Source organism: Acidovorax sp. AC410, assembly GCF_979253235.1.
Map to the genome: position 1 here is coordinate 5652707 of NZ_CEEDCG010000001.1, position 23999 is coordinate 5676705.

The following is a 23999-nucleotide window of genomic DNA, read 5'->3' on the forward strand; positions in this document are numbered from 1 at the left end:
CTTGCGGTGCTGGCTCGACAAGCCCACGATAGGGATGCCATGACAAGACCCCCTCCATGCGCAGGACACAGTCGGCTTGCCCTCGGGATGTGCATGGCCGCCTGCCTGGTGGCCGGCGCCCGCGCCCAGGCCGATGTCGCCCAGCTGCCCCTGGAGCAGTTGATGCAGATGGAGGTCCGCACCGCGAGCCGCTACCTGCAAAGCGCACTCGAGGCCCCGGCCGCGGTCAGCGTTGTGACCGCCGAGGACATCCGCACCTTCGGCTACCGCAACCTGGCCGAGATTTTGGCCAGCATGCGCGGGCTGTACGTGTCCTACGACCGGTCCTACCACTACCTGGGCATGCGCGGCTTTTCCACGCCGGGGGACTACAACACCCGGGTGCTGCTGCTGGTCGATGGCGTCCGGTTCAATGACAACCTGTACGACCAGGCACCGGTGGGCACGGATTTCCCCATCGACATCGACCTGATCGAGCGCGTTGAGTTCGTGCCCGGCCCCAGTGCGGCCGTCTATGGCGCGAATGCCTTTTTCGGCGTGATCAACATCATCACGCGCGAAGGTCGGCAGCTCAAAGGCGCACAGGTCAGCACCGAACTGGGCAGCCACGGACACGCCAGGCTGCGCTTTACGCTGGGCACGGTGGACGCGCAGGGCAGCGACTGGCTGGTCTCCGCCTCGCGCTCCACCACCCGGGGCGAGGACCTCTACTTTCCGGCCTACGATACGCCCGGCCAGAACCAGGGCATCGCGCAAGGCCTGGACTATGACCGCAGCACCAGCTTCTTCGCCAAGATGCGGCGCGGCGGCGTGACCCTGTCCCTGTCGCATGGCGAGCGCCAGAAAGGCCTGCCCACGGCAGCCTTTTCGCAGGTGTTCAACGACCGGCGGTCGCGCGTGGCCGATTCCAGCACCCGCCTTGCGGCAGAGTACGCCGGCCAATGGAGCTCTGTCCTGCACTTCACGGCGAGGGTTCATGGCGGCCAGTACCGGTACGTCGGCGACTATGTCTACGACTACCCGCCCGTCACCACCAACCGCGACATCGGCAGCGGCCGCTGGGTGGGCTCGGAGCTGCAGTGGGTGAGCACCGCGTTCCAGCGGCACAAGATCTCCTTCGGCGTGGACTACCGGCGCGACCTCGACATCACCCAGCGCAACATGGACCTCGCGCCCGAAGCACACTACTTGGACAAGAGCAGCAGCGGCGACGTCATGGGCGTCTACCTGCAGGACGAGGTGGCTCTGCGCCCCGACCTGGTGCTGCACGCCGGGCTGCGCTGGGGCAAGCACTCGGACAGCAAGGGCAGCCTGCACCCACGGCTGGGCCTGGTGTACCTGGTGGGGCCGGCAACGGCCCTCAAGCTGCTATACGGTACCGCCTACCGGCCACCCAACGCCTACGAGCGCGACTACCGCGTGGAAACGCCCGGCGGTGTGGTGGGCACGGCCAGCCTGCGCTCCGAACGCATCCGCACCACGGAACTGGTGCTGGAGCATGCGCCATCGGGTGCCTCGCGCGCGCTGCTCACGCTGTTCCAGTCGCGCGTCTCGCACCTGCTGGCGATCGGCGATGCGCAGCAGGTCGACCGGCTCATGTTCAGCGACGCCAACAGCGTCGGCGTGTACGGAATGGAGACGGAGATCGAACAGCGCCTGGACCCCGATGCCCGGTTGCGACTGGCCTACAGCTGGCAGCGGGCCCGCGATACCCTGACCCGCGAAGCCCTGGCCAATTCGCCCCGGCACCTCCTGAAGGCGCAGTGGTCCAGCGCCATTGGCAGTGCCGACGCGGCCCCCTGGGCCCGGGGACGCGTTGGGGTGGAAGCCATCGCCATCGGCGCACGCAACACCCTGGCATCGCGCCTGCCGGCCCACGCGGTGGCCAATCTGACCTACTCCACCCGGCTGGCGGGCACGGATGTCTCTTTCGGCGTGTACAACCTGTTCGACAAGCGGTTTTCCGATCCTGCATCCTTCGAGATCCGCGGCGATTCGATTGCGCAGGATCGAAGGACCTACCGGCTCAAGCTCACCTACGCGTTCTAGGCCATGCCGCACGTGTACCGCCTGCACAAAGTCCTCCTCGCGGGGCTGTGCATGCTTGCCTGCTGCCACTGGAGCGGCGCGCAGGAAAAAATTGGCGAAAACGAGATGAAGGCCGCCTATGTCTTCAACTTCATCCAGTTCGTCGAATGGCCCCAGGGCGATGGCCGCGCCGGCACCGACTGGACCATCTGTGTGTCCCCCTTCAGTCCCCTGAAACGCACCCTGCTGGCACTGGAGGGTCGCCCCGCGCGCAAGGACAACCCGATCCGCATCCGGCTCTGGGAGGCGAACGAGCTCGACGACTGCCGCGTGCTGGTCCTCCATGGCGCGGACACGGACCGGGCCCTGCGCGCATTGCGCACCGCCCCCGGCAAAACAGCCGTGCTGACCATTGCCGACGATCCGGCCGCCGCCCCGGCGGACATCATGATTACCCTGCATCGGGACGGCGACCGCATCGTTTTCGACATCAATGCCGACGCCATGGGCAAGGCAGGCCTGTCGGTCAGTTCACGCCTGCTGCGCCTGTCCAGGGGGGCCCGATGAATCCTGACAGCCCTGCCACCGCAGACTCGCAGCAGCTGTCTTCGCGCGTGGTGGCGACCGGGCTGCTGGCCACGGGGCTGGCCTTGCTGACCATGGTCCTGGCCCTCACGGCCTTCGACTACTGGAGCAGCCGCCAGGCCATGCTTGCAGACAGCCGGGTGGAGGCCGCCATCGTTGCCGACAACGTGTCCACGGCCGTGATGTTCCGCGATGCCCATACCGCGGAAGAGATCCTGGGGGCCCTCAAGGCCTCGCCCATGGTGCTGATGGCCGGTATCTACGATGCACAGGGCGTCCTCTTCGCCTCGTACCAGCGCGATGGCAACCAGGTGGCGCCCGGCACGCTCCCGGGCGGCGGCAACGGGGATTTCGAATACCAGGGCCTGTACCTGCTGGAGATGGCCAAGCCCGTGAAGTTCAGGGGCAAAAGCTCGGGCAGCATCTACCTGCGCAAGTCGATGGGCGAGGTCTACACCCACCTGGTCATCCGCTTCGGTGGCGCACTGCTCATCGCCGGGGGCACCATGGCGCTGGCCACCGCGCTGGTGCTGCGCAGCCGCGCAGCGGTCGGAGAGGCGGAGCGCCGGCTGCAGGTGCTGGCCCACCAGGATGCGGTGACGGGCGTGGGCAACCGGCACTTCTTCAACGAACGGCTGGCGCATGAAATCGACCGCGCCGCCACGCTGGGCAGCAAGCTGGCACTGGTCTACATCGACCTGGACAATTTCAAGACCTTGAACGACACCTTCGGCCATGCCGCCGGAGATGGCTTGCTGCGCCAGGTGGCGCAGCGCCTGCAGTCGGTGGTGCGCGCGGGCGACGACATCTGCCGCATGGGGGGCGACGAGTTTTCCGTCATCCTGCGGCTGGACATGGACGAGGCTGCCCTCGGCAGCTACGCGGACCGCATCATTGCCGTGTTCGAGAAAGGCTTTGTCGAGTCGGACCAGGAGGTGATGGTGACCTGCAGCGCGGGCATCGCCACCTACCCGGGGGACGCGCCGGACCGGGACAGCCTCATCAGCTGCGCCGACACGGCAATGTACCGCGCCAAGGACCTCGGCAAGAACCGCTGCGAGCGCTTCGACGCGTCCATGAACCTCGCCGCCTTGCGCCGGCATGCCATCGAGCAGGCCCTGCGCCAGGTGCTGGAGGACGGACAAGGCCTAGCCTTGCACTACCAGCCGGTGTTTTCGGCCGGGGACCGGAAGATGATCGGTGCCGAAGCGCTCTTGCGCTGGTCGCATGACAAGCTGGGAAATATCCCGCCGCTGGAGGCCGTGATGGTCGCGGAGGAATGCGGCCTGATCGTGCACCTGGGCTACTGGGTGGTGCGCACGGCATGCCGGGACGCTGCGCGATGGCAGGCACAGAGCCAGGACCCCTTGCGCGTGGCGGTCAACGTCTCGGCGCGGCAGCTTAACGACCCGCAGTTCCTGGAGCGCGTGATGGACATCCTGCGCGAGGAAGGCCTGCCGGCCCACCTGCTGGAGATCGAGCTGACCGAGACCGTGCTCATGGAGAACATGGACGCCTGCGCCAGCACCCTGCACCGCCTGAGCCAGCTGGGCGTGCACCTGGCCATCGACGACTTCGGCACCGGCTACTCGTCGCTCGCCTACCTGCGGCGGCTGCCGATGAAGCGGCTCAAGATCGACCGCAGCTTCATCCGCGACCTGCCTGATCAGGAGCACAGCCGCATGATCGTCAAGGCCATCATCGCGCTCTCGCACGGCCTGGGCCTGGCCGTCACGGCCGAAGGCGTGGAAACCCCGGCGCAGATCGACTACCTGGTGGATGCCGGGTGCGATGTGCTGCAGGGCTTTGCGTTTGCGCGGCCTATGCCGGTGGAGGAGTTCGAGGCGATGCAGGCAGTGCGGTAGGGCCCGAGCGATTGCCTCGCCCGCTACCGCCGCAGGGACGCTGGCTCAGGCAATCGCCGGATAGCTCCCCGTGCCCTCGGGCCAGGCCGTCAGCACCTCGAAGCCATCGGCCGTCACGGCCACCATGTGCTCCCACTGGGCCGACAGGGAATGGTCGCGCGTGACTACGGTCCAGCCGTCGGGCAGTTCGCGGGTGTCACGCTTGCCGACGTTGATCATCGGCTCGATGGTGAACACCATGCCCTCTTCCAGTGTGATGCCCTGGCCGCGCGTGCCGTAGTGCAGCACCTGCAGGTCCTCATGGTAGATCTGCCCGATGCCATGGCCGCAGTAGTCGCGCACCACGCTGAAGCGTTCGCGCTCGGCCACGCTCTGGATCGCATGGCCCACGTCGCCCAGCGTGGCGCCAGGCCGTACCTGGCGGATGCCGGCGCACATGGCTTCGTAGGTGGTCTCCACCAGGCGCCGCGCCAGGCGGTTGGGCTCACCCACATAGTACATGCGGCTGGTGTCGCCGAACCAGCCGTCCTTGATGACGGCAACATCGATGTTGATGATGTCGCCCTTCTTGAGCACCTTGTCGGCCGCAGGCACGCCATGGCAGACGACATGGTTGACGGAGGTACACACCGTCTTGGTGAAGCCGTGGTAGCCGATGTTGGCCGGTATGGCCTGCAGCTCGTGTACGATGAATTCACGGCAGCGCTCGTCCAGCGCCTCGGTGGAGACGCCGGGCTGTACATACGGGCCGATCATCTGCAGCACCCGGGCCGCCAACTGGGCCGCAATGCGCGACTGGGCGATCTCGGCGGGCGTCTTGATGATCACCTGGGGGTGCCTGGCTCCCATCACTGCACCCGCCTGACCTGAACGCTGGGCTTGCTGCCGCCATCGGCAGACGGCAAGGCCTGCGCCAAAGCGGCCAGGTCAAAGCCGCCCGCCTGCTCGGCGCGGATCAGCATCTGGCAGATCTGGCTGTGGCTGAGCTCGGGGTGCAGCTCGGCGAGCATGCCCACGCGCATCCAGTGCTCGGCCTGTGCGTTGATGGAACGAGACAGCGCATTGCTGGCAATGCGCAGGTTCTCGTGCATTTGGTCGGAAATTTTAACGATGCCCATGGACCAAATTATACGAAACATATACGTTTCGTGTAAACCCAGGGATTTCGGGCCGACCCTGCGCCGGCCCGGGCATCAGAACGCGACCTTGACCCCTACCGTCAGGTTGCGCCCCATCAACGGTGCCGCGTTCTTGATGAACGAGGTGTGGGCGTAGGCCAGGCGGTCCGTCAGGTTGTTGGCCTTGAGGTAGACCTGCCAGGGCGTCTCGCCGTTGTACTTGCCACTGTAGCTCACGCCCAGGTTGAGCATGCCGTAGCCGGGCGTGGCCGACTCGAACTCGGCGACGCGGCTCTGGCGTGCGACCTGCACCCATTCGACCTGGCCGTCCCAGGCGTTCCAGTTGGCATCCACGCGCACCCCGGCGCGCGTGGCGGGAATGCGCGGCAGCAGGCCACCACCGGTCAGGCGCGCGCGCACCGTGTCGCCGAACAGCGTGACGCCCAGGTTGCGCGTGATGCGCTGGCGCACCTGGCCTTCGATGCCGGTGAAGGTGGCGTCGGCCTGGGCGTACTGCAGCAGCTGCAGGCCCTCCACCGCGTCGAGCGTGCGGCCGTAGATGTAGTTGTTCACCCGGTTGCGGAACACGCTCACGCCGAAGGTGGTGTCGCCGCTGGTCTTGCGCAGGCTCAGGTCGATGTTCTGCGAGGTTTCGGAACGCAGGTCGGCATTGCCGCGCTCGTAGGTGCTGGTGGCCATGTGCAGGCCGTTGGCGTAGAGCTCCTCGGCCGAGGGCGCGCGGCTGGCGCGGGTCAGCGACGCGCCCAGCGAATAGCCCGGCGTGAACTGCCACACGGCGCCCAGCGATGCCGAGGTGCCGTTGTGGCTGCGCTCGATGCCCGAAGTCTCTGCCTCGGCCGTCTGGCGGTCATGGCGCAGCGCGCCTTCAAAGCGCCAGTCGCCCAGGCGGTACTCCTCCAGCACGAACAGGCCGGTCTTGCGCGTGGTGGTGGGCTGCACATAGGCCTCTTCTCCGTCTGCGCTGAACTTTCTCTGTGATGTCTGCAGGCCGAACACCCCCTTGAAGCCGGCAATCGGCTCGTGCTGCAGCTCGAGGCGGGTGTCGTAAGCCTTGTTCTTGAAGGTGGTGCTGATGGCGCCGTCCTCCACCTCGTCGTGTACATAGTCCGTGGCGCCGGCGCGCAGGCGCAGGGCCGAGAAGCCGGCAAACGGGTTGCGCAGCTCGCCGCGGATGTCGAAACGCTCGCTGCGCAGGTCCACCACCGGCACGTCGCCGGCTTCGGCACCGTGGTCATGCTCGTGCCCGTCCTCTTCGCCGTGTTCTGCGCAGTGCAGGTGGTTGCCATGGGTGTGGCAGCCCTCGAAGCTGTGGTTGTGGCCCGGCAGGCCGTAGCGCGCCGTCTGTCGTGTGTAGGCGGCGCCCAGGTAGCCGCGCTCGCCCACCCAGGACAGACCCACACTGCCGGTGTCGGTGCGGTTGAAGCTGCCCAGCACCTTCCTGGCCGGCTCGCCATTCGGTGCCCAGCCCTTGCCCACGCGGTAGTCGCCGGCATCGCGCGAGACGCCTTCCACATGCACCGCCAGGTTGCCGGTGCCGCCGGTCAGCGAGAAGGCCCCTGCCCCTTCGCGTGCCCCGGTGTTGGCGCGCAGCTCGGCACTGCCTTCATAGCCCTTTTGCGGGATGGCGGTGGGAATCTTGCCATCGAGCACGTTGACCACGCCGCCCACGGCGCCGTTGCCATGCACCAGGGCCGACGGGCCGCGCAGCACCTCGATCTGCGTGGCCAGCAAGGGCTCCGACACCACGGCATGGTCGGGGCTGATGGTGGAGGCATCGTGCAGCTCGGCACCGTCGGACAGCACCTTCACGCGCGGGCCGTCCATGCCGCGGATGATGGGGCGGCTCGCGCCCGCGCCGAAGTGGCTGCTGGTGATGCCGGGCTCGCTATTGAGGGTTTCGCCCAGGGTGGCCTCGCGGCGGCGCACGAGTTCGTCGCCCTCGAGCACGCTCACGGGCGTGGTCATTTCGCTGGCGCCCAGCTGCAGGCCGCTGGCGGACACCGTGACGGAGGGCAGGCTGGGCGCATCGGGGGCGGTAGGCGCCGCCGTCTGGGCAAAGCTGCCACCGGCCGAGATCGCCAGCATGGCGGCCAGGGCCACAGGATGCAAGGCGGGGTGCTTGGCGGGACGGTGGGGGATGGAATGCAATTGTGGTGTCGTCATGGTGTTCGTTGGCAAAGGCCAGGCGCGGGTGCGCGCATTCATGCCGCAGGGCAGGCATGGAGAAAGAGGAAGCACGGCTGCTCGGCCTGGATTGCAGGCCGCTGCCGTCAGGGGGTCATGGGGAATGGGGGCGCAATGCACCCGCCGGTCCCTGCGCAGTACGGCAGGGACGGCAAGGCGGGGTCTTCAGCCCAGCAAGGCGGGCGGCCCGCGCGCCTGGAACAGCGCAACATGGCGCGCCAGCACGCGCTCGGCGTGCGCAGCCACCGGCGCAAGGGCCGGCAAGCTGGGCGGCAGCGCCGGTGCGGCGCTGTGCAAGGTATCGCCCAGCGCGAGCTGGTCGAGCAAGAGGCAGTCCACCAGGCTGTGGCTGGACAGGAAGCCGCCGAGCAAGCCCGGTACATGGGCGGACGCATGCTCCACCACGGCCGGCGTGCCATGGCCGGCATGGATCTGCGCCAGCGGCTGGGCATGGGCGATCTGGTGCAGGCGACCGATGGTGGGCACCCATGCCAACGCCAGCACCAGCCACACCAGCGCCGCATGGGCCACCCACGCGCGCGCACCCCGCCGGGGGCGGGTGGCAACTGCCGCAAGGGCAGTCGGCTGGGTGCGCAGGGGGGTCACGGGGGGATTGTCTTGTTACTTCACCGGCACGGCTTCGACCACGCGGTAGTACAGGCCATAGGGGTCGTTCTGCAGCACCGTGAACCGGCCCTCGACCACCACGGGTTCGAGCGAGTAGCGCACGGGCGTCTTGGCCTTGACCTCAACCATGCTCTCAGGCCCGCCAGGAATGCAGAACGAGCAGGTCAGCGGAACGGAGGTGAGCAGAAAGTGCGTCTGCGTGGCCTTGGCGTCGAGCGGCATCATGAAGCCCTGGATGCGCTGCACGGTCTTGTCCATGCCCTGCTGCTGGGCGTTGAACACGGGCAGGATGCCGTCCTTGGTGGTCTTCTTGGTCAGGTCGCTGAGCACCGACCATGGCACCACATCATTGCGCTGGGGCAGCGGCGCAATCGGGCTGTTGGGGCTGTGGTAGCCCGCGCCCGAGCCCGTCGGCGCCGTGCCCGGCATGGGCGAGCTCAGCACCGGCGTGTTGTAGGGCGCGCCGGCCGTGGCCGCAGGCTTGCTTTCGGCATGGGCGCTGCCCACCCCCACCAGGGCGCAGGCCAGCACCAGCATGGCAGAGCGGGCTGGCAAGGAACGGGGCGAGGGATGGTGGCAGTGCATGGAAAGTCCTTGATGGCAGGGCTGGCGTATTTTCTTACAGATGCGCAGGCGTCGCGAGCAACAGATCAATGCACGTGGCGCATGCCGCAGAACTTGCCGATACCAAGACCCTTGCAGGCCACCTGGAGTTCCTTCTGGCACTGGTCGTGGCCCTTGCCCGCTTCCAGGCACTTGGCCGCAGCCTCGTGCGCGGCGGCCATGGCGCGGTGGCGCTGGATGTCGGCCTTGGTTTCCTGGTCGGAGTGCGCGCCCTGGGCGTGTGCCAGGGCGCCGGCCAGCAGCAAGGGGGCCAGGGCCAGGGCGGTGAGCAGCTTTTTCATGGAAATCCTTTCGGGAGCAGTTGGTAATCAGGGTTGGCTGAGCAGGTCGGCCACTTCGGTGCGGTAGGCCTGCATGGCAGGCAGCAGCGCCGCAAAGGCGGCCACGACCACGGCGATCAGCGGCACGCCGGCCTCGGCCGGCAGCCACACCAGGCCGCTCACGGGCAACAGGCCCTGCGCCTGCAGCACCCAGCCCAGCACCTGTGCCAGGCCATGGCCCAGCAGCAGGCCCAGGGCCGAGGCCATCGCGGCCAGCCACAGCGCCTCGCACAGCACCAGGCCGGCCACGCGGCCCGGCGGCGCGCCCAGCATGCGCAGCATGGCCAGGTCGGTGCGGCGCTCGCGCACGGCATTCCACAGGGCGATGAACACGCTGAGCGCGGCCACGGCCAGCAGCACGCCGCCAAAGGCGCGCAGCACATCGGCCCCCACGCCCAGCAGGCGCAGCAGGCGCGTGACCTCGATGGCCGGGGCTGCTGCCTGCATCGACGTGTCGGCATTGATCTGGCGCGGCAGCGTGACGGCGGCCATGGGCGTGCGGTAGCGCAGCAGGGCCACGGTCACCTCGCGCTCCTCCTTGAGCACCGCCAGGTCCTCGGGCTCCGTGGCGGTGGCCGTCTCGTGCACCATCCAGACGGATTCGGTGGAGGTCAGGATGAGCCGGTCGAGCACGCAGCCGCAGGCGGCCAGCACGCCGGCCACGCGGTACGGGTGCTCGCCATGCGCATGCCCTCCCCCGCCCAGGCCATGGCTGCCGATGAAGGTGGCACCGACCAGTGGCGCGCCGGCATGCGCTCCACCCACGATGCCGCGCGCCACGGTGACGCCCAGCACGGCGTCCATGGGCTGCTGCCAGGGCCGGCCTTGCGCAACGGTGGCGCCATAGAGTGCCAGGTAGTCCGGCGTGGTGCCCACGATGCGAAAGCCCTGGTAGCTGTCGCCCAGGCTCAGCGGGATCACCTGCGCCACCAGCGGGTTCTTCTGCAGGGCCTGCACCTCCTGCAGCGGGATGTTGCCGGTGGGCACATCGATATGGAACACCCCCGCCAGGATGAGCTGCAACGGGCTGCCCTTGGCACCCACCACCAGGTCGATACCGTCCAGGTCGCGCTCGAAGGCCCGGTCGAGCTGCGTGGCCACCAGCAGCACCAGGGTGATGGCGGCCAGGCCGAGCGTGAGCACCAGCAGGTTGAGCACGGCGGCCAGCGGGCGCGCCCACAGGTAGCGCCAGGAAAGGGAAAGAAGCTTGGCCATCGGTATCAGTTATCCATTGGCCGCGCACCAATCGCGGTGCATGAAACTGGCACGGCCCAAGCCAGCGCCCCCGTGCAAGGGCCGCCATGCCGCGTAGTCGGCGCTTCGCTTGCGTGCACTGGGGGCGTTCCCCTTCCAGATTGCGAAGCAATATGAGAGAGGGGGCTGAGTGCCGTGGCTCCAAGCCTGCCTGCGCAGGCTTGGACGGCAACGAAGAGCGGCCGCCTCCAGCGGACGCACTGTGGCGCGAAGCGACTCAGGGGATGTTTCACTTCAGGCATTCAGGTCGAGCTGCTGCAGCCCCGGCACAGAGGCCAGGGCCTGCACCACGCGCTGGTCGTGCGTGGCAATCACCAGGCTGGCATCGCAGGCGGCCGCACTGGCCTGCAGCAGGGCCAGGGCATCGGCGGCGGCCTCGTCATCGAGGCTGGCCGTGGGCTCGTCGGCCAGCAGGATCTGGGGCGTGAGCAGCACGGCCCGCGCCAGCGCCACGCGCTGCGCCTGCCCGCCCGAGAGCTGGTGCGGTTTGCGCGCCGCCAACTCGGCCACGCCCACCTGGGCCAGTGCGCGGGCAATGGCCGCATCGTCGCGCGGCAGGCCGGCCGCAAAGTACACCAGGGCCAGGTTGTCGGCCACGGTGAGCGCGCTGCTCAGGTGCAGCTTCTGCGGCAGAAAGCCGACACTGCGCGCGCGCCAGGCATCGATCTCGGCGCCGCGCTGCGTGCCCAGTTGCGTACTGGCCACGAACAGGTCGCCGCCCGCAGGCGAGCGCAACCCGGCCATGAGGGCCAGCCAGGTCGACTTGCCCGTGCCCGAGCGCCCGCGCAGCAGCAAGGTGCCGCCCTGGCGCAGGTCCACATCGGGAAAGCGCAGTGCTTCACCGCCTGCGGCATAAGCGTAAGAAAGGCCTCGTGTGCGGATCATGCGGCGCCCCCCTCGGCCGGGTGCGCGCACCCGGCGCAGCGGCCGCGCACGGCGATGTCCACCGCCAGGCTTTCGTGTCCGGCCGTGGCCAGCGCCTGCAGCACCTGCTTCAAGGCGCTTTGCACGCGCGCCGAGCCTTGCGCCAGGCGAAACTGGCGGTGGCAGTCACCGCACTCGAAGCGGGGAACAGCGCCCTCCCCGCCCTGCGGCGCCAGTGCAAAGCGCGTGACGCGGGCGGCATCCACCTGCCGCTGCAGCAGGCCGGCGGCGGCAAAGCGGTCGAGCATGCGGTAGACGGTGACCTTGTTGACCGGCGCGCCAGCCGCCGCCAGTGCGGTTTCCACCTCGGCTTCGGACAGCGCGGCGTCGGGCCGCGCCTCGAACAGCTGCGCCAGCGCCCGCGTGGCGCGCGTGGCCCGCATGCCGGCAGGCAGGGTCCAGGCGATTTGCGTGGCGGCGGCAGCAGAAAGAAGGGGACGAATCGTGGGCATGAAAGGAGTGGCTGACCAGCGCTAGCCTGGTAACGCAATCGATTTGCATTATGCATGCTGCGCGCCAGTCGCCGGCCATTTCCGGACGAACCCTGCGGTCAAGACCAGAGCCGATAGAACCAGTAGCTGTCGTCCGTGTCCACGCCGCGCGCAAGTTCGCCCGGGCTGTGGCCGGTGACACGCTGTGTCTCGCGGCACAGGTGGGCCTGGTCTGCATAGCCGGCGCCAGAGGCCACGTCCTGCCAGCGCGGCACCTGGCCGCTGTGCTCGCTGTCGGTGCGTGCCTGCAGCAAGGTCGATTCGGCGCGCGACAGCCAGGCCAGGCGGCGCACGGGTTGGCCTGCCCAGGCGCGGGCGTGGCGCTCCAGGCTGCGCAGGCTGCCGCCCAGCCCGCTGGCCGCTGCATGGGCCTGCAGCGCACGCATCCAGCGGGTGCCAGGGGCACCGTCGGCACCATCGGCAACCTGCGCGCCATCACCGCTGCGCCAATGGGTGGCCACCATGTCTTCGATCAGTGCCATCCGGGCAGCATCGTCCTGCGCCTGCCTCACGGCATCGCACAGCGCACGCCATGGCGCCGGCAGCACCTCCTGGGCGGGCAGCAGGCCATCCACCAGCGCGCTGATGGGCAGGCCGGTGAGCTGGTGGAAGGCATGGGGCTGGAACACCACCCCGAAGGTGCGCACCGGCCCGGGATTGCGCGTGGCCCAGGGACGGGTCTGCGGTCCCAGCAACAGCGTGGAGGCCAGGGGCTGCGGTGCGCCGCCTTCGGGATCGATGCGCTCGGAGCTGCCCTGCAGAAACCAGGCCACGCCGCAGTAGACCGATGCCGGGTAGCGGTTCAGACGCGGTGCATCCTGCAGGTGCGTGTCGCCGGTGGTGTCCTTGATGAGGTAGGCACGGATGCAACCCGCCAGCGCAAGGGGCGGCAAGGCGACGGTGGCAAAGGGAAGCTGGAATCGCAGGCGCACACCCCGCATCGTAAACGGGTTCGCCAGGCACCCTCCCGGGGTGCCCTTGGCGAAATCGTTCAAGACGGCCGGGCGCGGACCTTTCAGAATCGCCTCCATGGCCCACAACCCACCCTCCATCTCCCCTGCCCTGCAACCCCTTCTGGCCTCGGCCCGACCCAGCCGCACGGCCTTGCTGTGCGGCATTGCCCGCGCCCGGCACCAGTTGCTGGACGGGGGTGAAGTGTTCGCCGACCCGCTGGCCCTCGAGATTCTGGGGCCTGAGCTGGGCGTCGCAGTGCGCCAATGGGCCATCGACCACGGACCCGGTGGGCACCTGAGCGACCGGGGCAGCTTCTCCGAAGCCATGCGCGGAGCCCTGGCCGCCCGCAGCCGCATCGCCGAAGACACCCTGCGCGAGGCGGTGACCGCCGGGGCCACGCAGTACGTGGTGCTGGGCGCGGGCCTGGATACCTTCGCCTTGCGCAGGGGCTGGCCCAAGGGGCTTGCCCGGGTGTTCGAGGTCGATCACCCGGCCACCCAGGCCTGGAAGCAGCAGTTGGCCGCCTGCGCCGGCCTGTGGATGCGGCCCGGTGCGACCCATGTGCCGGTGGACTTCGAGCGCCAGGACTTCATGCAGCACCTGGTCGCCCAGGGTCTGGACCCGCACGAACGCACCGTGTTCGCCTGGCTGGGCGTCAGCATGTACCTGGCCCCCTCGGCCGTACGGGCCACGCTGGAACGCATCGGAACGCAGATGGCGCCGGGCAGCGTGCTCGTTTTCGACTATGTGCGGCGCCCTGCCCCGAAGGAGCTGGGCCGGCGGCTGGCCCTGGGCCTGATGGCACGCCGTTTTCGCCGCATGGGCGAGCCCTGGCATTGCTTCCTGGATGACACAGAACTGCAGGCCATGCTCGCGGACTGCGGCTTTGCGCCTGCGGAGATCATCAGTGCGCAGGACATCATGCGCACCCTGCTGTCGAGCCGCCCCGCCTCCCGGCTGCAACGGGCCATGGGTGGACTGCTGGGCGGCGTGGTGCGCGTGCGGGTGGGCGACAGGCCCACCGTGCTCAATCCTCCTTGAGGTACTTGCGGAAGGTCTTGCGGAACTTGTCCACCTTGGGGCCCACCACAAAGGCGCAGTAGCCCTGGCCCGGGTGCTTGGCAAAGTAGTCCTGGTGGTAGTCCTCGGCCGTACTGTAGTTGGTCAGAGGCTTCACTTCGGTGGTGATGGGCGCGCCGAACAGCTTGTCCTGCGACATCTGGCGCACCATGGCATGGGCCGCCTCGCCGTGGGCCGGGTTGTCGTAGTAGATGCCGCTGCGGTACTGGGTGCCCACGTCGTTGCCCTGGCGGTTGAGGGTGGTCGGGTCGTGGGTGTGGAAGAAGATCTCCAGGATCTCTTCGAGGCTGATCTCGTCGGCATCGAAGGTCAGGCGCACCACTTCGGCATGCCCGGTGTCGCCCTGGCAGATCTGCTCGTAGGTGGGCTGGATCGTCTGGCCGTTGGTGTAGCCGCTTTCCACGTCGGTGATGCCGCGCACGCGGTCGAACACCGCCTCGGTGCACCAGAAGCAGCCGCCGCCCAAGGTGATGGTTTGCAGTTTGTCTGCCATGTGTTCTCCATGCAATGAAGGATTTCCATGGAATGGTAAGCGGCCTCGGGTGCCGCAGTGCCGGCGGGGCTATTCGTACTTCTTGCCCTGCTCCATCAACTCGGGTGTCCCGATCAGCGCATTGAGCCCATCGAAATCCAGCATGCGCTCCTTGAACGGCGCCGTGGTCTGGTGGGCCTGCAGGCTGGCGTAATAGCCTTGCAGGGTGTGGGACACGGCCCGCGCCGTGCCGCCCGGGAAGATGGCGATGCGAAAACCGCGCTGGCCCAGTTGCTTCGCGCTTTGCACCGGGGTCTTGCCGCCTTCAACCATGTTGGCCAGCAGCGGGATGCGGTGGGCAAAGCGCTGGCAGGCGGCGTCCATCTGCTCAGGCGTGCGCAGGGCTTCGATAAAGAGCGCATCCACCCCGCACTCCAGATAGCGCTCGGCGCGGTCGAACGCAGCCTCGATGCCCTCGACCGCCAGCGCATCGGTGCGTGCCAGCACCAAGGTGTGGGAATGGTGGCGCGCGTCGAGCGCGGCGCGCAGTTTGCCCACCATTTCGGCGGCAGGCACCACGCTCTTGCCGTCCAGGTGGCCGCAGCGCTTGGGAAAGCCCTGGTCCTCGATCTGCACCATGGCGGCGCCGGCTCGCTCGAAGCCGCGCACGGTGCGCTGCACATTCAGGGCGTTGCCGAAGCCGGTGTCGGCATCCACGATCACCGGCGTTCGCACCCGCTCGGTGATGCGCGCCAGCGTGTCCTCCACCTCGGTGTAGGTGGTCAGGCCCACGTCGGAGCGGCCCAGCCGGGTGTAGGCGATGGAGGCACCCGAGAGGTACAGCGCCTCGAAGGCGGCCTGCTCGGCCACCAGGGCGCTCAGCGCGTCGTAGACACCGGGGGCCAGAAGGATCTGCGGCTGCTGCAGCCGTTCGTGCAAGGAAATGCCAGTCATGGGGTATTGCCCGTGGAGGGATGGAGCAGATGGGCGGCGGTGTGGGCAGCGATGTAGCCACCGGCCACGGCGCTCAAGAGGCCGTTGCCCGAAAGGTAGCCCCAGACGGCATCGCCCGAGACGCCACGCGCGGCGCCGCCGGCCGCCAGCAGGTTGGGAAATGGCCGGCCCACCGTGTCGAGCACCCGGCATTGCGCATCGATGTCGAGCCCGCCCTGGGTGTGGAACAGCGCGCCCGTGACCTTGACGGCGCAGTACGGCGCCTGCAAGGGCCGCGCCATCGGGCGCGGGTGCGGGCCCTGCCCCGCCAGCGTGGCGGCCAGCGCCGCCTCGTCGCAACCGATCACGGCCGCCAGGGCCTGCACGCTGTCGCAGTGCTTCACGGCACCTGCGGCCTCGGCGTCCACAAAATCCGGGAAACCACGCGCCAGCGCGAGGAGGGGCGCATCGAACACATTCCAGGCCACACCACCCGGCTGGGCCAGCACATGCACGGAGGCTTCGGAATAGCCCTGCGTCTCGTCATGGAAGCGCCGACCCAGGGCGTTGACCTGGATGCCGCCCTCCATCATCAGCGCCCAGGAGATCAGCGCGCCCTGGGGGATGGCCCAGGAGCCATGGCCCTGGTAGCCGCCCAGGTCGGCCAGGCGCGCGCCCAGCGCACGGCCCCAGGCGATGGCGCTGCCGTCGTTGCCCGTGTGGCCGGCAAACAGGGCATCGCGCATTTCGGGCAGCAGCTCGCGCACCATGGCGGCATTGCCGCCAAAGCCGTTGCAGGCCAGGAGGACCGCATCGCACGACAGGTGCTCCAGCGCGCCATCCGGCCGCTCGTAGCCCACGCCGATCACCAGGCCGGTCTCGTCGGCCCACAGCTCGCGCACGGTGGCATCGGTCACCAGGGGGATGTCGGACGCCGCGACGGCATTGGCCAGGCGGCCCATCAGGCCCACCCCGGTCTTTTCGGGCACGGCATGCATGCGGCGCACGCTGTGGCCGGGGTACAGAAAGCCGTCGAGCACCTGCCACTGCAGGCCATGGCGCTGCTGCAGCGCGTCGAGCGCGGGGCCGATGGCCCGGGCGTAGGCCTGCACCAACTGCGGTGCAGCCCGGCCCTTGGCCTTGGCGCTGATGTCGGCGGCAAAGCGCTCGGGGCTGTCGTCAATGCCCAGTTCCCTCTGCACCCGCGTGGCCGGTGCCGGGATGAAGCCCGAGGACAGGGCCGAGGAGCCCGTGGGCGTGGCATCGCGCTCCAGCACGGCGCATTCCACACCCAGGTCGTGCAGCACCAGCGCGGCCGTCAGGCCGCAGGCGCCGCCGCCGACGACGGCCACGGGCACATGGTTGCCCTGCGCGGCCGCGGGCATGCGGTCGGCGCGGCGGATGGTCGGCAGCGTGCCCGTCATGGCGTGCCAGCCGCCAGCGCAGCCATGAACTCTGCGCAGCCCAGCACCTGGGCCACGGTGCCCATGTCGGCCAGCGCGGTGTCATGCACGTCCTGGCGGAAGGCAGCGCAGCCGTCCGACAGCACCAGGGTGCGGTAGTCGCGCATGTGGGCATCGCGCACCGTGCTGGCCACGCCGCCGTTGGTGACGATGCCGCACACGGCCACGGTGTCGATGCCCGCGCGGCGCAGCACCCAGTCGAGCTGGGTGTTGAAAAAAGCCGAGTAGGCCACCTTGCACACCGAGAGGTCCACCCAGGGGGCGATCTCGGGCACATGGGCCTGGCCCCGGCTGCCGGGCGCGAAGTCGCCGCGCCGCAGAAAGGGCCGCAGCGCCTGGAGGTGCGGCGAGACCATGGGCTCGCCCTGGGCATCGGGCCAGAGCGTGAACTGGCTGCCCGCGACCAAGCCGCCCCCGGCCTTGACGGCAGTGGCCACCTGCGCGACCCGCGCCGGCAAGGCCTGCGCCGCAGGGCTGACCGCGCCGCCGCGCGCATAGGCACCGTCGGGCGCCAGGAAGTCGTTCTGCAGGTCGACCACGACCAGCGCCACGCGCCGCGGACTGAGGGGCGTGGCGGCCGTCATGCTGCGCGCACCAAAAGGTTGCCCAGCGTGTCCACCGTGGCATGGAAGTCCGGCTCCAGCCACACCGTGGTGTCGGGCTGTTCCAAAATGGCCGGGCCGTCGATGCGGGCGCCCACCGGCAGGTCCAGCCGCGCATGGCGCGCTGCATCCCACCACTGGCCGGCGTGGAACACCCGCTGCACGCCCAGGGAGGGGTTCAGCGTGGTCGATTGCGGGGCCAGCACCGTGAGGTCGAACTTGGGGCGCACACCCACGCGGGCGTAGCGCAGGTTCATCACCCGCACGGCAATGCCGTCGAGCACGCGGCCGAAGGCGGCGCGGTAGGCGGCCTCGAAAGCGGCCTGGATGCCTTCGCGGCTGAGGGCATCCGCTGCGAGCGGCACCTGCACGGTGTGCGTCTGTCCGGCATAGAGCATGTCCAGGGCGATGATCTCCTGCACCTGCACGAACTGCACGCCGGCCGAATCCAGGCGCTGCTGGCAGGCAGCCGACAGGGCCTGCACGCGCTGGCGCAGGTCGGCCACGTCCAGGTCTGCCAGGGGCTTGTTCAGGGTTTGCACGGCGTCGTGGCGCATGTCGGCCATCACGCAGCCCAGCGCGGACGTGACACCGGGGTAGCGCGGCACGATGCCCGTGCCCACGCCCACCTCGCGCATCATGGCGCAGACATGCAGGGCGCCACCGCCGCCGAAGGGCATGTAGGCGAACTGGCGCGGATCGTGCCCGCGCTCGATGGACACCACGCGCACGGCGCCGGCCATCTTGGCATTGGCCACGGTGAGGATGGCCTCGGCCGCCGCCATCACCTCCAGGCCCAGGGGCTGGGCCACGTGGGTTTCGATGGCCTCGCGGGATTTGCCGGCATCCATGGCCGCGAGCAGGCCACCGCCCAAAGGGCGGTCGGCTGCGATGCGGCCCAGCAGCACATTGGCATCCGTCACCGTGGGCCGGGTGTTGCCGCGCCCGTAGCAGGCGGGGCCCGGCACGCTGCCGGCCGACTCGGGACCCACCTGCAGCATGCCGCTGGCGTCCACCGAGGCGATGGAGCCGCCGCCCGCGCCGATGGTCTCGATCTGGATCATGGGCGAGCGCACCACCATGCCGAACTCGATGGAGGTCTGCGCCGCCAGGGCCGCCTCGCCGCCTGCGACCAGCGACACGTCGAACGAAGTGCCGCCCATGTCGCCCGTGATCGCATCGGGAAAGCCCGCCGCCCGCGCAATGGCCGCGCAGGCGATCACGCCCGCCGCCGGGCCCGACAGCGCCGTGCGCACAGGCACATCGCACGCCGTCTGGCGCGACATCACGCCGCCATTGCTCTGCACGATGAGCAGCTCGCCCGCAAAGCCCTGGCCGCGCAGGTCGCCCTCCAGCCGCTCCAGGTAGCTGCCCACCACGGGCTGCAGGGCGGCATTGAGCGTGGCGGTCGAGCAGCGCTCAAACTCGCGGATCTCGGGCAGCACCTCACTGGCCGCCGTGACATGCGGGTTGGGCCAGAGGCTGCGCACGGCGGCCACGGCCGCCTGCTCGTTGGCCGGGTTGGCGTAGGTGTTGATGAAGAACACGCAGACCGCCTCGCAGCCGGCATCGAGCAATGCCTGGGCCTGGGCTTTCACCTGGTCCAGGTCGACCGGCGTGTGCACCGTGCCGTCGGCCAGCACGCGCTCGTCCACCTCCAGGCGCAGGTCGCGCGGCACGATGGGCTCGAAGCTGCCGCGCAGGCCCCAGGTCTGGGGCCGGTCGCGCCGGCGCATCTCCAGCACGTCGCGAAAGCCGCGCGTGGTGATGATGCCGGTGCGCGCCACCTTACGCTCCAGCAGCGCATTCGTGCCCACCGTCGTGCCATGCACGATGGTGGCAATGGCCGCCGCCGAATCCGCCACGCGCGCCACGCCGTTCATGAAGCCGCGCGCCTCCTCCCCCCGGGTCGAAGGCACCTTGACGATGCGCGCACTGCCATCGGCCTCGTCGAGCACGAACAGATCGGTGAAGGTGCCACCCACGTCCACCCCCACCACAAAGGAAGCCTTGCCGCTCATGCTGCGCCTTTCACTGCTGCTGCGCTGTTGTCCGCCACTACATAACCCATCGCCTCATCGCTCTGGCGCGCTGCGGCTGACCGTGCCGCAGGCACGCCGTAGCCTCCTCCACCGGGTGTCTCCAGCCGCACGCGCTCGCCCTTTTGCAGCCGGATGCCGATCATCTTGGAACGCATGGGCGGCACCTTCCATGTGCCCGCGTTCTCGTAGCTGAAGACGTTCATGGCAGCCTCCCCGCCCCCGGCAATGCCCTGGGGCGCAGCCTTGCCGCGCTCGCCGAAGATGAAGACCTCGGCATCCTGCTCCAGCAACTCGATTTCATAGATGGCCCCCAGGCCGCCCCGATGCTGGCCGTCGCCGCCCGAGCCTGGGCGCAGCGCCCACTGGGTGAAGCGCACGGGGTAGGCTGCCTCCAGGATCTCCAGCGGCGGAATGGTCGCCGTGGAGATGGGCGCATTGCCATGGCTCATGCCATCGCCGTCCGAATGCCCGCCGTGCCCCCCGCCGAAAAAACTGAACATCACCCAGCGCTGGCCCTTGCGGGCGGCATCGGTGCGGTGACCGGCGATCGAGAGCGCATTGATGGTGCCGTAGGCCTGGGCCATGGCCCGTTCTGGCGCGGCCAGGGCCGTGGCGCTGAAAATCACGTCGATCATGCGCAAAATGGTCTCGGTGTAGCCACCCACCGGGCGCGGACGCGCGGCGCTGATCACCAGGCCATCAGGCAGCACGAAGTCCACCGCGTCGAGCACGCCGGCATTGGCCGGCACGTCGGGAAACAAGTGCTTGAGCGCCACGTAGCAGGCCGCGATGGCCGTGGCGCGCGAGATATTGACTGGACCGGTGCACTGGGGTGAGGTGCGCGAGAAGTCGAGCGTGAGCCGGTCGCCCTGCACGGTCATGTCCAGGGCGATGGTCAGCGCCTCGTCCTTCACGCCGTCGTTGTCCAGCATGTCGCTGAAGCTGTAGCGCCCATCGGGCAGCGCTGCGATGTGCGAGCGCATCAGCCTGACAGCGCGCGTGCGCAGCTCGCCCATGGCCTGCAGCACCACCGCATCGCCATACTGGTCGAGCAGGTCGTGCAGGCGGCGCTCGCCCAGGTCCAGGGCCGAGAGCTGGCCGTTGAGGTCGCCCCACAGGCTGTCGGGCAGGCGGGTGTTGGCTTTCAGGATGGCCAGCACGTCTTCGTCGAGCGCGCCGCCGCGCACGATGCGCACCGGCGGTATCTGCACCGCCTCCTGCCAGCACTCGGTCGCAGCCGGGTTGTAGTTGCCCGGCACGTTGCCGCCCACGTCGTGCCAGTGGGCTGCAGACGCCAGAAAGCAGTAGAGCCTGCCACCGCGAAAGAACGGCCGCACCAGCTTGAAGTCGTTGGCATGCGTGCCGCCCTCGTACGGGTCGTTGAACAGCCAGGTATCGCCCTGTGCCATGCCCCCGCGCCCGGCGGCGATGCGCATGGCCGCGCGCACCGCGAAGGCCATGGCCCCCACGAACACCGGCAGGCCCGACTTGCCCTGCACCAGGGTGTCGCCGCTCGTGGCATCGTACAGGCCGTGGCAGGCGTCGTGCGCCTCGGCAATGATGGGGTTGAACGCGCTGCGGTACAGCGTGGCGTCCATCTCGTCGGCAATCTGCTCAAGCCGGCCGCGCAGCACCGCGAGGGTCACGGGGTCCATGCTGCTGCTGGTGGTTGTCTGTTCAGCCATTCAAGGCCTCCTTGCCAAATCGGGTGCGCAGCTGGTTCATCAGACCGCCAGCGCGCACCATGTCCATGAGAAACGGGGGAATCGGATCGCACGCCAGGCGCGTGCCATCCGCAGTGATCACCGCAGGGGCCTGCCAGTCGAGGGCGATCTGCGCACCCTCGCCCACCTGGTCTGCCTCTGGGCAGGTCAGCAGCAGCAGGCCCAGGTTGAAGGCGTTGCGAAAGTACAGGCCGCTGAACGAGGGGGCGATGACCGCCACGATGCCGAGCCGCACCAGCACCGCGGCCGCCTGCTCGCGCGAGGAGCCGATGCCGAAATTGGGGCCGGCCACGATCACGTCGCCCTGGTACACGCCGCCCACGAAGTCCGGGCGCACCGATTCGAGGCAGTGGCGCGCCAGCACGTCGATACCGTGCTTCATCGCGTGGCCCGGGGCCAGCACGTCGGTGTCGATGTCGGCACCGAGCTTCCAGACCCTGTGCAGTGCGGCGCTCATGCCAGCACCTCGCGCGGGTCGGCAATCCGGCCCTGGAGGGCCGAGGCGGCCACGGTGTAGGGCGAGGCCAAGTACACCTGGGCCGTGGCCGAGCCCATGCGCCCCTTGAAATTGCGCGCGGTGCTGGAGATCACGGTGGTGCCGTCGCCCACGCTATCGCCATAGCCGGCGCAGGCGCCGCAGGTGGTCGGGAACAGCTCGGCGCCCGCGTCCTCCAGCACCTGCAGCACGCCTTCGGCCCGCGCGGCTGCCTGGTCCTGCTGGCTCGCGGGTGCCACCATCAGGCGCACCCCGCTGGCCACGCGCTGGCCGCGCAGCACGCGGGCGGCAGCGCGCAGGTCGTCGAGCTTGGCGCCCGTGCAGGCGCCGATGTAGGCCACGTCGATGCGCGTGCCCGCATGCTGGCCCACCGCCGCGGTATTGGCGGGGCTGTGGGGCGCAGCCACCTGGGGGGCCAGGGTGTCGGCGTCGAAATCATGGCGGGTAAGCGGTGCGCCGGGGTCGGTCGCCCAGGCATCCAGGTCTTGCAGATCCGCCAGGGGCACGCCGTGGGCGGCCAGCCAGTCGCGCGTGGTGGCGTCGGGGGCAATCAGGCCGGCCTGGGCGCCCAGCTCGGCGCTCATGTTCGAGAGCGTCATGCGCTCCTGCATCGACAGGGCCTGCACGGCCGGGCCGGCAAACTCCACGGCCTGGTACTGGCCACCGTTCATGCCGAAACGGCCGATCAAGTGCAGCATCATGTCCTTGGCGGTCACGCCAGTGGCGAGCTTTCCACTCCAATGCATCTGCAGGGTGTGCGGCACGCGCAGCCAGATCTCGCCGGTGACCACCACGCCCAGCATCTCGGTGCTGCCGATGCCGAACATGTAGGCACCGAAAGCCCCGCCTGTGGGCGAATGCGAATCGCCCCCCACGCAGAACATGCCAGGGCGGATGTGGCCGTGCTGCGGCACCACCACATGGCAGATGCCCTGGCCGTCGTACACATGGGGCAAGGCCTGCTCACGCGCCCAGTCACGCGCGATGCGCACGATGCGGCGCGACTCCTCGTCGCGCTCGGGCAGGTAATGGTCCATGACCAAGACCACACGCGACTTGTCCCAGATGGTGGCGCCCAGCTCGTCGAGCATGGGCTTGAGGCGCCGCGGACCGGACGAGTCGTGGAACATGGCCAGGTCCACCTTGCAGTTGACGATGTCCCCCGGCGCCAGGCCGGTGCGCCCGCTCGCGCGGGCCACCAGCTTCTGTGCCAGGGTGCTGGGCGGGGAGCTCATTCGGGCTTGGCTCCGGCAAAACGCACGATCTTGGCCCAGCGCGGGATCTCGGCCTGCACGAAGCGCGCGAACTCCTCGGGGCTGTTGCCCACGGGCACGGCGCCTTCGGTCTCCAGGCGCTTTTTCACCTCGGGCGTGGCGATGGCCTGGCGGGCTGCATCGCTCAGGCGCTTGGCCAGCTCGGGGGCCATGTTCCCGGGCCCGAACAGGCCGAACCAGGCGCTCGATTCGTAGCCCGGCAACACCTCGGCGATGGCGGGCACGTCCGGGAAGGCCGGCAGGCGCCGGGCACTGGTGACGCCAAGCGCGCGCAGCTTGCCCGCCCGCACCTGCGCCTGGGCGTTGCCCACGGCGGCGAACATCAGCTCCACCTGCCCGGCCAGTACGTCCTGCAGCGCCGGCGCCGTGCCCCGGTAGGGAATGTTGACGATGTAGGCGCCCGACTGCATCTTGAACGCATCGCCGGCCAGGTGCAGGGAGGAGCCCACGGCACCGATGGCGAAATTGAGCTTGCCCGGCCGCGCCTTGGCCAGCGCGATCAGCTCGCGCACGTCCTTGGCCGGCACCGAGGGGTTGGCCACCAGGATCGAGGGCGAGGTGGCCACGCAGGTCAGCGGCGTGAAGTCCTTGATGGGGTCGAACGGCAGCGAGGGGTAGAGGCTGGCGTTGATCGCGTGGCTGGTGAAGCTCATGAGCAGCGTGTTGCCGTCGGGCACGGCCTTGGCCACCGCATCGGCCGCGATATTGCCACCGGCGCCCGGACGGTTTTCCACCACCACGGTGCGGCCAAGCTGGCGCCCCATCTCGCTGGCCAGGTTGCGCGCCAGGGTGTCGGTGGAGCCGCCAGCGGGCGCACCCACGAGGATGCGGATGGGGGCGCTCTGGGCCAGCGCATGGCCCAAGGGCAGCACCGCGGGCAAGGCCAGCAGCAGGTTTCGGCGTGGAATCGTCATGGGC

Annotated in this window: 23 protein-coding genes; 4 read left to right on the top strand and 19 right to left on the bottom strand. The window is 69.2% G+C overall.

Going from position 1 to position 23999, the window contains the following annotated elements; all coding sequences use genetic code 11:
- Positions 1-93: 93 nt before the first annotated feature.
- The 3 genes from AC0IZS_RS26220 to AC0IZS_RS26230 are packed head-to-tail and all read left to right on the top strand — an operon-like array spanning position 94 to position 4478.
- Entirely contained in the window at positions 94-2049 is a 1956-nt protein-coding gene (locus AC0IZS_RS26220) for a TonB-dependent receptor plug domain-containing protein (protein WP_471638357.1), read from the top strand.
- A gap of 3 nt (positions 2050-2052) precedes the next feature.
- Positions 2053-2595, top strand: coding sequence for a YfiR family protein (locus AC0IZS_RS26225; RefSeq protein WP_471638358.1), 543 nt, complete (start codon positions 2053-2055; stop codon positions 2593-2595).
- Complete coding sequence (locus tag AC0IZS_RS26230) at positions 2592-4478, top strand: putative bifunctional diguanylate cyclase/phosphodiesterase (RefSeq protein WP_471638359.1); 1887 nt, start codon at positions 2592-2594, stop codon at positions 4476-4478. The genes AC0IZS_RS26225 and AC0IZS_RS26230 overlap by 4 nt, the downstream gene beginning before the upstream one ends.
- A 45-nt stretch (positions 4479-4523) precedes the next feature.
- On the opposite strand, the gene map is transcribed toward AC0IZS_RS26230, so the two are convergent.
- The 10 genes from map to AC0IZS_RS26280 all read right to left on the bottom strand — a co-directional run bounded on the left by map (position 4524) and on the right by AC0IZS_RS26280 (position 12973).
- Complete coding sequence (gene map / locus AC0IZS_RS26235) at positions 4524-5327, bottom strand: type I methionyl aminopeptidase (RefSeq protein WP_471638360.1); 804 nt, start codon at positions 5325-5327, stop codon at positions 4524-4526.
- A complete protein-coding gene (locus AC0IZS_RS26240) occupies positions 5327-5596 on the bottom strand; it encodes a ParD-like family protein (protein ID WP_305742849.1) in 270 nt (89 codons plus the stop codon). Before AC0IZS_RS26240 ends, map begins: the two co-directional genes overlap by 1 nt.
- A 75-nt stretch (positions 5597-5671) precedes the next feature.
- The gene (locus tag AC0IZS_RS26245; protein ID WP_471638361.1) at positions 5672-7780 is read right to left on the bottom strand and encodes a TonB-dependent receptor domain-containing protein; all 2109 of its coding nucleotides are present in this window, start codon (positions 7778-7780) and stop codon (positions 5672-5674) included.
- A 186-nt stretch (positions 7781-7966) separates the two neighbouring features.
- Entirely contained in the window at positions 7967-8407 is a 441-nt protein-coding gene (locus AC0IZS_RS26250) for a hypothetical protein (protein WP_471638362.1), read from the bottom strand.
- 15 nt (positions 8408-8422) lie between these two features.
- The gene (locus AC0IZS_RS26255; RefSeq protein ID WP_471638363.1) at positions 8423-9013 is read right to left on the bottom strand and encodes a DUF3299 domain-containing protein; all 591 of its coding nucleotides are present in this window, start codon (positions 9011-9013) and stop codon (positions 8423-8425) included.
- A gap of 65 nt (positions 9014-9078) precedes the next feature.
- Positions 9079-9333 carry a hypothetical protein gene (locus AC0IZS_RS26260; protein ID WP_471638364.1) on the bottom strand — a complete coding sequence of 85 codons (255 nt, stop codon included), beginning with the start codon at positions 9331-9333 and terminating at the stop codon, positions 9079-9081.
- Between the two features lie 27 nt (positions 9334-9360).
- Complete coding sequence (locus AC0IZS_RS26265; protein WP_471638365.1) at positions 9361-10587, bottom strand: ABC transporter permease; 1227 nt, start codon at positions 10585-10587, stop codon at positions 9361-9363.
- A 273-nt stretch (positions 10588-10860) separates the two neighbouring features.
- The gene (locus tag AC0IZS_RS26270; RefSeq protein ID WP_471638366.1) at positions 10861-11511 is read right to left on the bottom strand and encodes an ATP-binding cassette domain-containing protein; all 651 of its coding nucleotides are present in this window, start codon (positions 11509-11511) and stop codon (positions 10861-10863) included.
- Complete coding sequence (locus AC0IZS_RS26275; protein WP_471639579.1) at positions 11508-11933, bottom strand: transcriptional repressor; 426 nt, start codon at positions 11931-11933, stop codon at positions 11508-11510. The genes AC0IZS_RS26270 and AC0IZS_RS26275 overlap by 4 nt, the downstream gene beginning before the upstream one ends.
- Positions 11934-12100: 167 nt before the next feature.
- Complete coding sequence (locus tag AC0IZS_RS26280) at positions 12101-12973, bottom strand: DUF6597 domain-containing transcriptional factor (protein WP_471638367.1); 873 nt, start codon at positions 12971-12973, stop codon at positions 12101-12103.
- Between the two features lie 97 nt (positions 12974-13070).
- Between AC0IZS_RS26280 and AC0IZS_RS26285 the strand changes: the two genes are divergently transcribed.
- Positions 13071-14036, top strand: coding sequence for a class I SAM-dependent methyltransferase (locus AC0IZS_RS26285; RefSeq protein WP_471638368.1), 966 nt, complete (start codon positions 13071-13073; stop codon positions 14034-14036).
- Here the strand turns inward: AC0IZS_RS26285 and msrA are convergent.
- The 9 genes from msrA to AC0IZS_RS26330 form a co-directional block, all read right to left on the bottom strand.
- On the bottom strand, positions 14023-14568 hold the full coding sequence (gene msrA, locus AC0IZS_RS26290) for a peptide-methionine (S)-S-oxide reductase MsrA (RefSeq protein WP_471638369.1): 546 nt from the start codon (positions 14566-14568) through the stop codon (positions 14023-14025). The genes AC0IZS_RS26285 and msrA overlap by 14 nt on opposite strands.
- A 69-nt stretch (positions 14569-14637) precedes the next feature.
- A complete protein-coding gene (locus AC0IZS_RS26295; RefSeq protein ID WP_471638370.1) occupies positions 14638-15501 on the bottom strand; it encodes an isocitrate lyase/PEP mutase family protein in 864 nt (287 codons plus the stop codon).
- Complete coding sequence (locus AC0IZS_RS26300) at positions 15498-16904, bottom strand: FAD-dependent oxidoreductase (protein WP_471638371.1); 1407 nt, start codon at positions 16902-16904, stop codon at positions 15498-15500. The genes AC0IZS_RS26295 and AC0IZS_RS26300 overlap by 4 nt, the downstream gene beginning before the upstream one ends.
- Complete coding sequence (locus AC0IZS_RS26305) at positions 16901-17527, bottom strand: cysteine hydrolase family protein (RefSeq protein WP_471638372.1); 627 nt, start codon at positions 17525-17527, stop codon at positions 16901-16903. Before AC0IZS_RS26305 ends, AC0IZS_RS26300 begins: the two co-directional genes overlap by 4 nt.
- A complete protein-coding gene (locus tag AC0IZS_RS26310) occupies positions 17524-19566 on the bottom strand; it encodes a hydantoinase/oxoprolinase family protein (RefSeq protein ID WP_471638373.1) in 2043 nt (680 codons plus the stop codon). The genes AC0IZS_RS26305 and AC0IZS_RS26310 overlap by 4 nt, the downstream gene beginning before the upstream one ends.
- The gene (locus AC0IZS_RS26315) at positions 19563-21272 is read right to left on the bottom strand and encodes a hydantoinase B/oxoprolinase family protein (RefSeq protein ID WP_471638374.1); all 1710 of its coding nucleotides are present in this window, start codon (positions 21270-21272) and stop codon (positions 19563-19565) included. Before AC0IZS_RS26315 ends, AC0IZS_RS26310 begins: the two co-directional genes overlap by 4 nt.
- Complete coding sequence (locus tag AC0IZS_RS26320) at positions 21265-21768, bottom strand: LeuD/DmdB family oxidoreductase small subunit (RefSeq protein WP_471638375.1); 504 nt, start codon at positions 21766-21768, stop codon at positions 21265-21267. Before AC0IZS_RS26320 ends, AC0IZS_RS26315 begins: the two co-directional genes overlap by 8 nt.
- Positions 21765-23042: a 3-isopropylmalate dehydratase large subunit gene (locus AC0IZS_RS26325; RefSeq protein ID WP_471638376.1), complete on the bottom strand. Its 1278-nt coding sequence runs from the start codon at positions 23040-23042 to the stop codon at positions 21765-21767. The genes AC0IZS_RS26320 and AC0IZS_RS26325 overlap by 4 nt, the downstream gene beginning before the upstream one ends.
- Complete coding sequence (locus AC0IZS_RS26330; RefSeq protein ID WP_471639580.1) at positions 23039-23989, bottom strand: tripartite tricarboxylate transporter substrate binding protein; 951 nt, start codon at positions 23987-23989, stop codon at positions 23039-23041. Before AC0IZS_RS26330 ends, AC0IZS_RS26325 begins: the two co-directional genes overlap by 4 nt.
- Positions 23990-23999: the final 10 nt, after the last annotated feature.

What these genes read in the sequence shown, in the direction of transcription:
- AC0IZS_RS26310 (WP_471638373.1), bottom strand. Translation starts at nt 19,566, where the DNA reads ATGAGCGGCAAGGCTTCCTTTGTGGTGGGGGTGGACGTGGGTGGCACC.
- AC0IZS_RS26255 (WP_471638363.1), bottom strand. Translation starts at nt 9,013, where the DNA reads ATGCACTGCCACCATCCCTCGCCCCGTTCCTTGCCAGCCCGCTCTGCC.
- AC0IZS_RS26300 (WP_471638371.1), bottom strand. Translation starts at nt 16,904, where the DNA reads ATGACGGGCACGCTGCCGACCATCCGCCGCGCCGACCGCATGCCCGCG.
- AC0IZS_RS26260 (WP_471638364.1), bottom strand. Translation starts at nt 9,333, where the DNA reads ATGAAAAAGCTGCTCACCGCCCTGGCCCTGGCCCCCTTGCTGCTGGCC.
- AC0IZS_RS26295 (WP_471638370.1), bottom strand. Translation starts at nt 15,501, where the DNA reads ATGACTGGCATTTCCTTGCACGAACGGCTGCAGCAGCCGCAGATCCTT.
- AC0IZS_RS26245 (WP_471638361.1), bottom strand. Translation starts at nt 7,780, where the DNA reads ATGACGACACCACAATTGCATTCCATCCCCCACCGTCCCGCCAAGCAC.
- AC0IZS_RS26275 (WP_471639579.1), bottom strand. Translation starts at nt 11,933, where the DNA reads ATGCGGGCCACGCGCGCCACGCGGGCGCTGGCGCAGCTGTTCGAGGCG.
- AC0IZS_RS26325 (WP_471638376.1), bottom strand. Translation starts at nt 23,042, where the DNA reads ATGAGCTCCCCGCCCAGCACCCTGGCACAGAAGCTGGTGGCCCGCGCG.
- AC0IZS_RS26225 (WP_471638358.1), top strand. Translation starts at nt 2,053, where the DNA reads ATGCCGCACGTGTACCGCCTGCACAAAGTCCTCCTCGCGGGGCTGTGC.
- AC0IZS_RS26230 (WP_471638359.1), top strand. Translation starts at nt 2,592, where the DNA reads ATGAATCCTGACAGCCCTGCCACCGCAGACTCGCAGCAGCTGTCTTCG.
- AC0IZS_RS26265 (WP_471638365.1), bottom strand. Translation starts at nt 10,587, where the DNA reads ATGGCCAAGCTTCTTTCCCTTTCCTGGCGCTACCTGTGGGCGCGCCCG.
- AC0IZS_RS26270 (WP_471638366.1), bottom strand. Translation starts at nt 11,511, where the DNA reads ATGATCCGCACACGAGGCCTTTCTTACGCTTATGCCGCAGGCGGTGAA.
- AC0IZS_RS26285 (WP_471638368.1), top strand. Translation starts at nt 13,071, where the DNA reads ATGGCCCACAACCCACCCTCCATCTCCCCTGCCCTGCAACCCCTTCTG.
- AC0IZS_RS26305 (WP_471638372.1), bottom strand. Translation starts at nt 17,527, where the DNA reads ATGACGGCCGCCACGCCCCTCAGTCCGCGGCGCGTGGCGCTGGTCGTG.
- msrA (WP_471638369.1), bottom strand. Translation starts at nt 14,568, where the DNA reads ATGGCAGACAAACTGCAAACCATCACCTTGGGCGGCGGCTGCTTCTGG.
- AC0IZS_RS26240 (WP_305742849.1), bottom strand. Translation starts at nt 5,596, where the DNA reads ATGGGCATCGTTAAAATTTCCGACCAAATGCACGAGAACCTGCGCATT.
- map (WP_471638360.1), bottom strand. Translation starts at nt 5,327, where the DNA reads ATGGGAGCCAGGCACCCCCAGGTGATCATCAAGACGCCCGCCGAGATC.
- AC0IZS_RS26320 (WP_471638375.1), bottom strand. Translation starts at nt 21,768, where the DNA reads ATGAGCGCCGCACTGCACAGGGTCTGGAAGCTCGGTGCCGACATCGAC.
- AC0IZS_RS26315 (WP_471638374.1), bottom strand. Translation starts at nt 21,272, where the DNA reads ATGGCTGAACAGACAACCACCAGCAGCAGCATGGACCCCGTGACCCTC.
- AC0IZS_RS26220 (WP_471638357.1), top strand. Translation starts at nt 94, where the DNA reads ATGGCCGCCTGCCTGGTGGCCGGCGCCCGCGCCCAGGCCGATGTCGCC.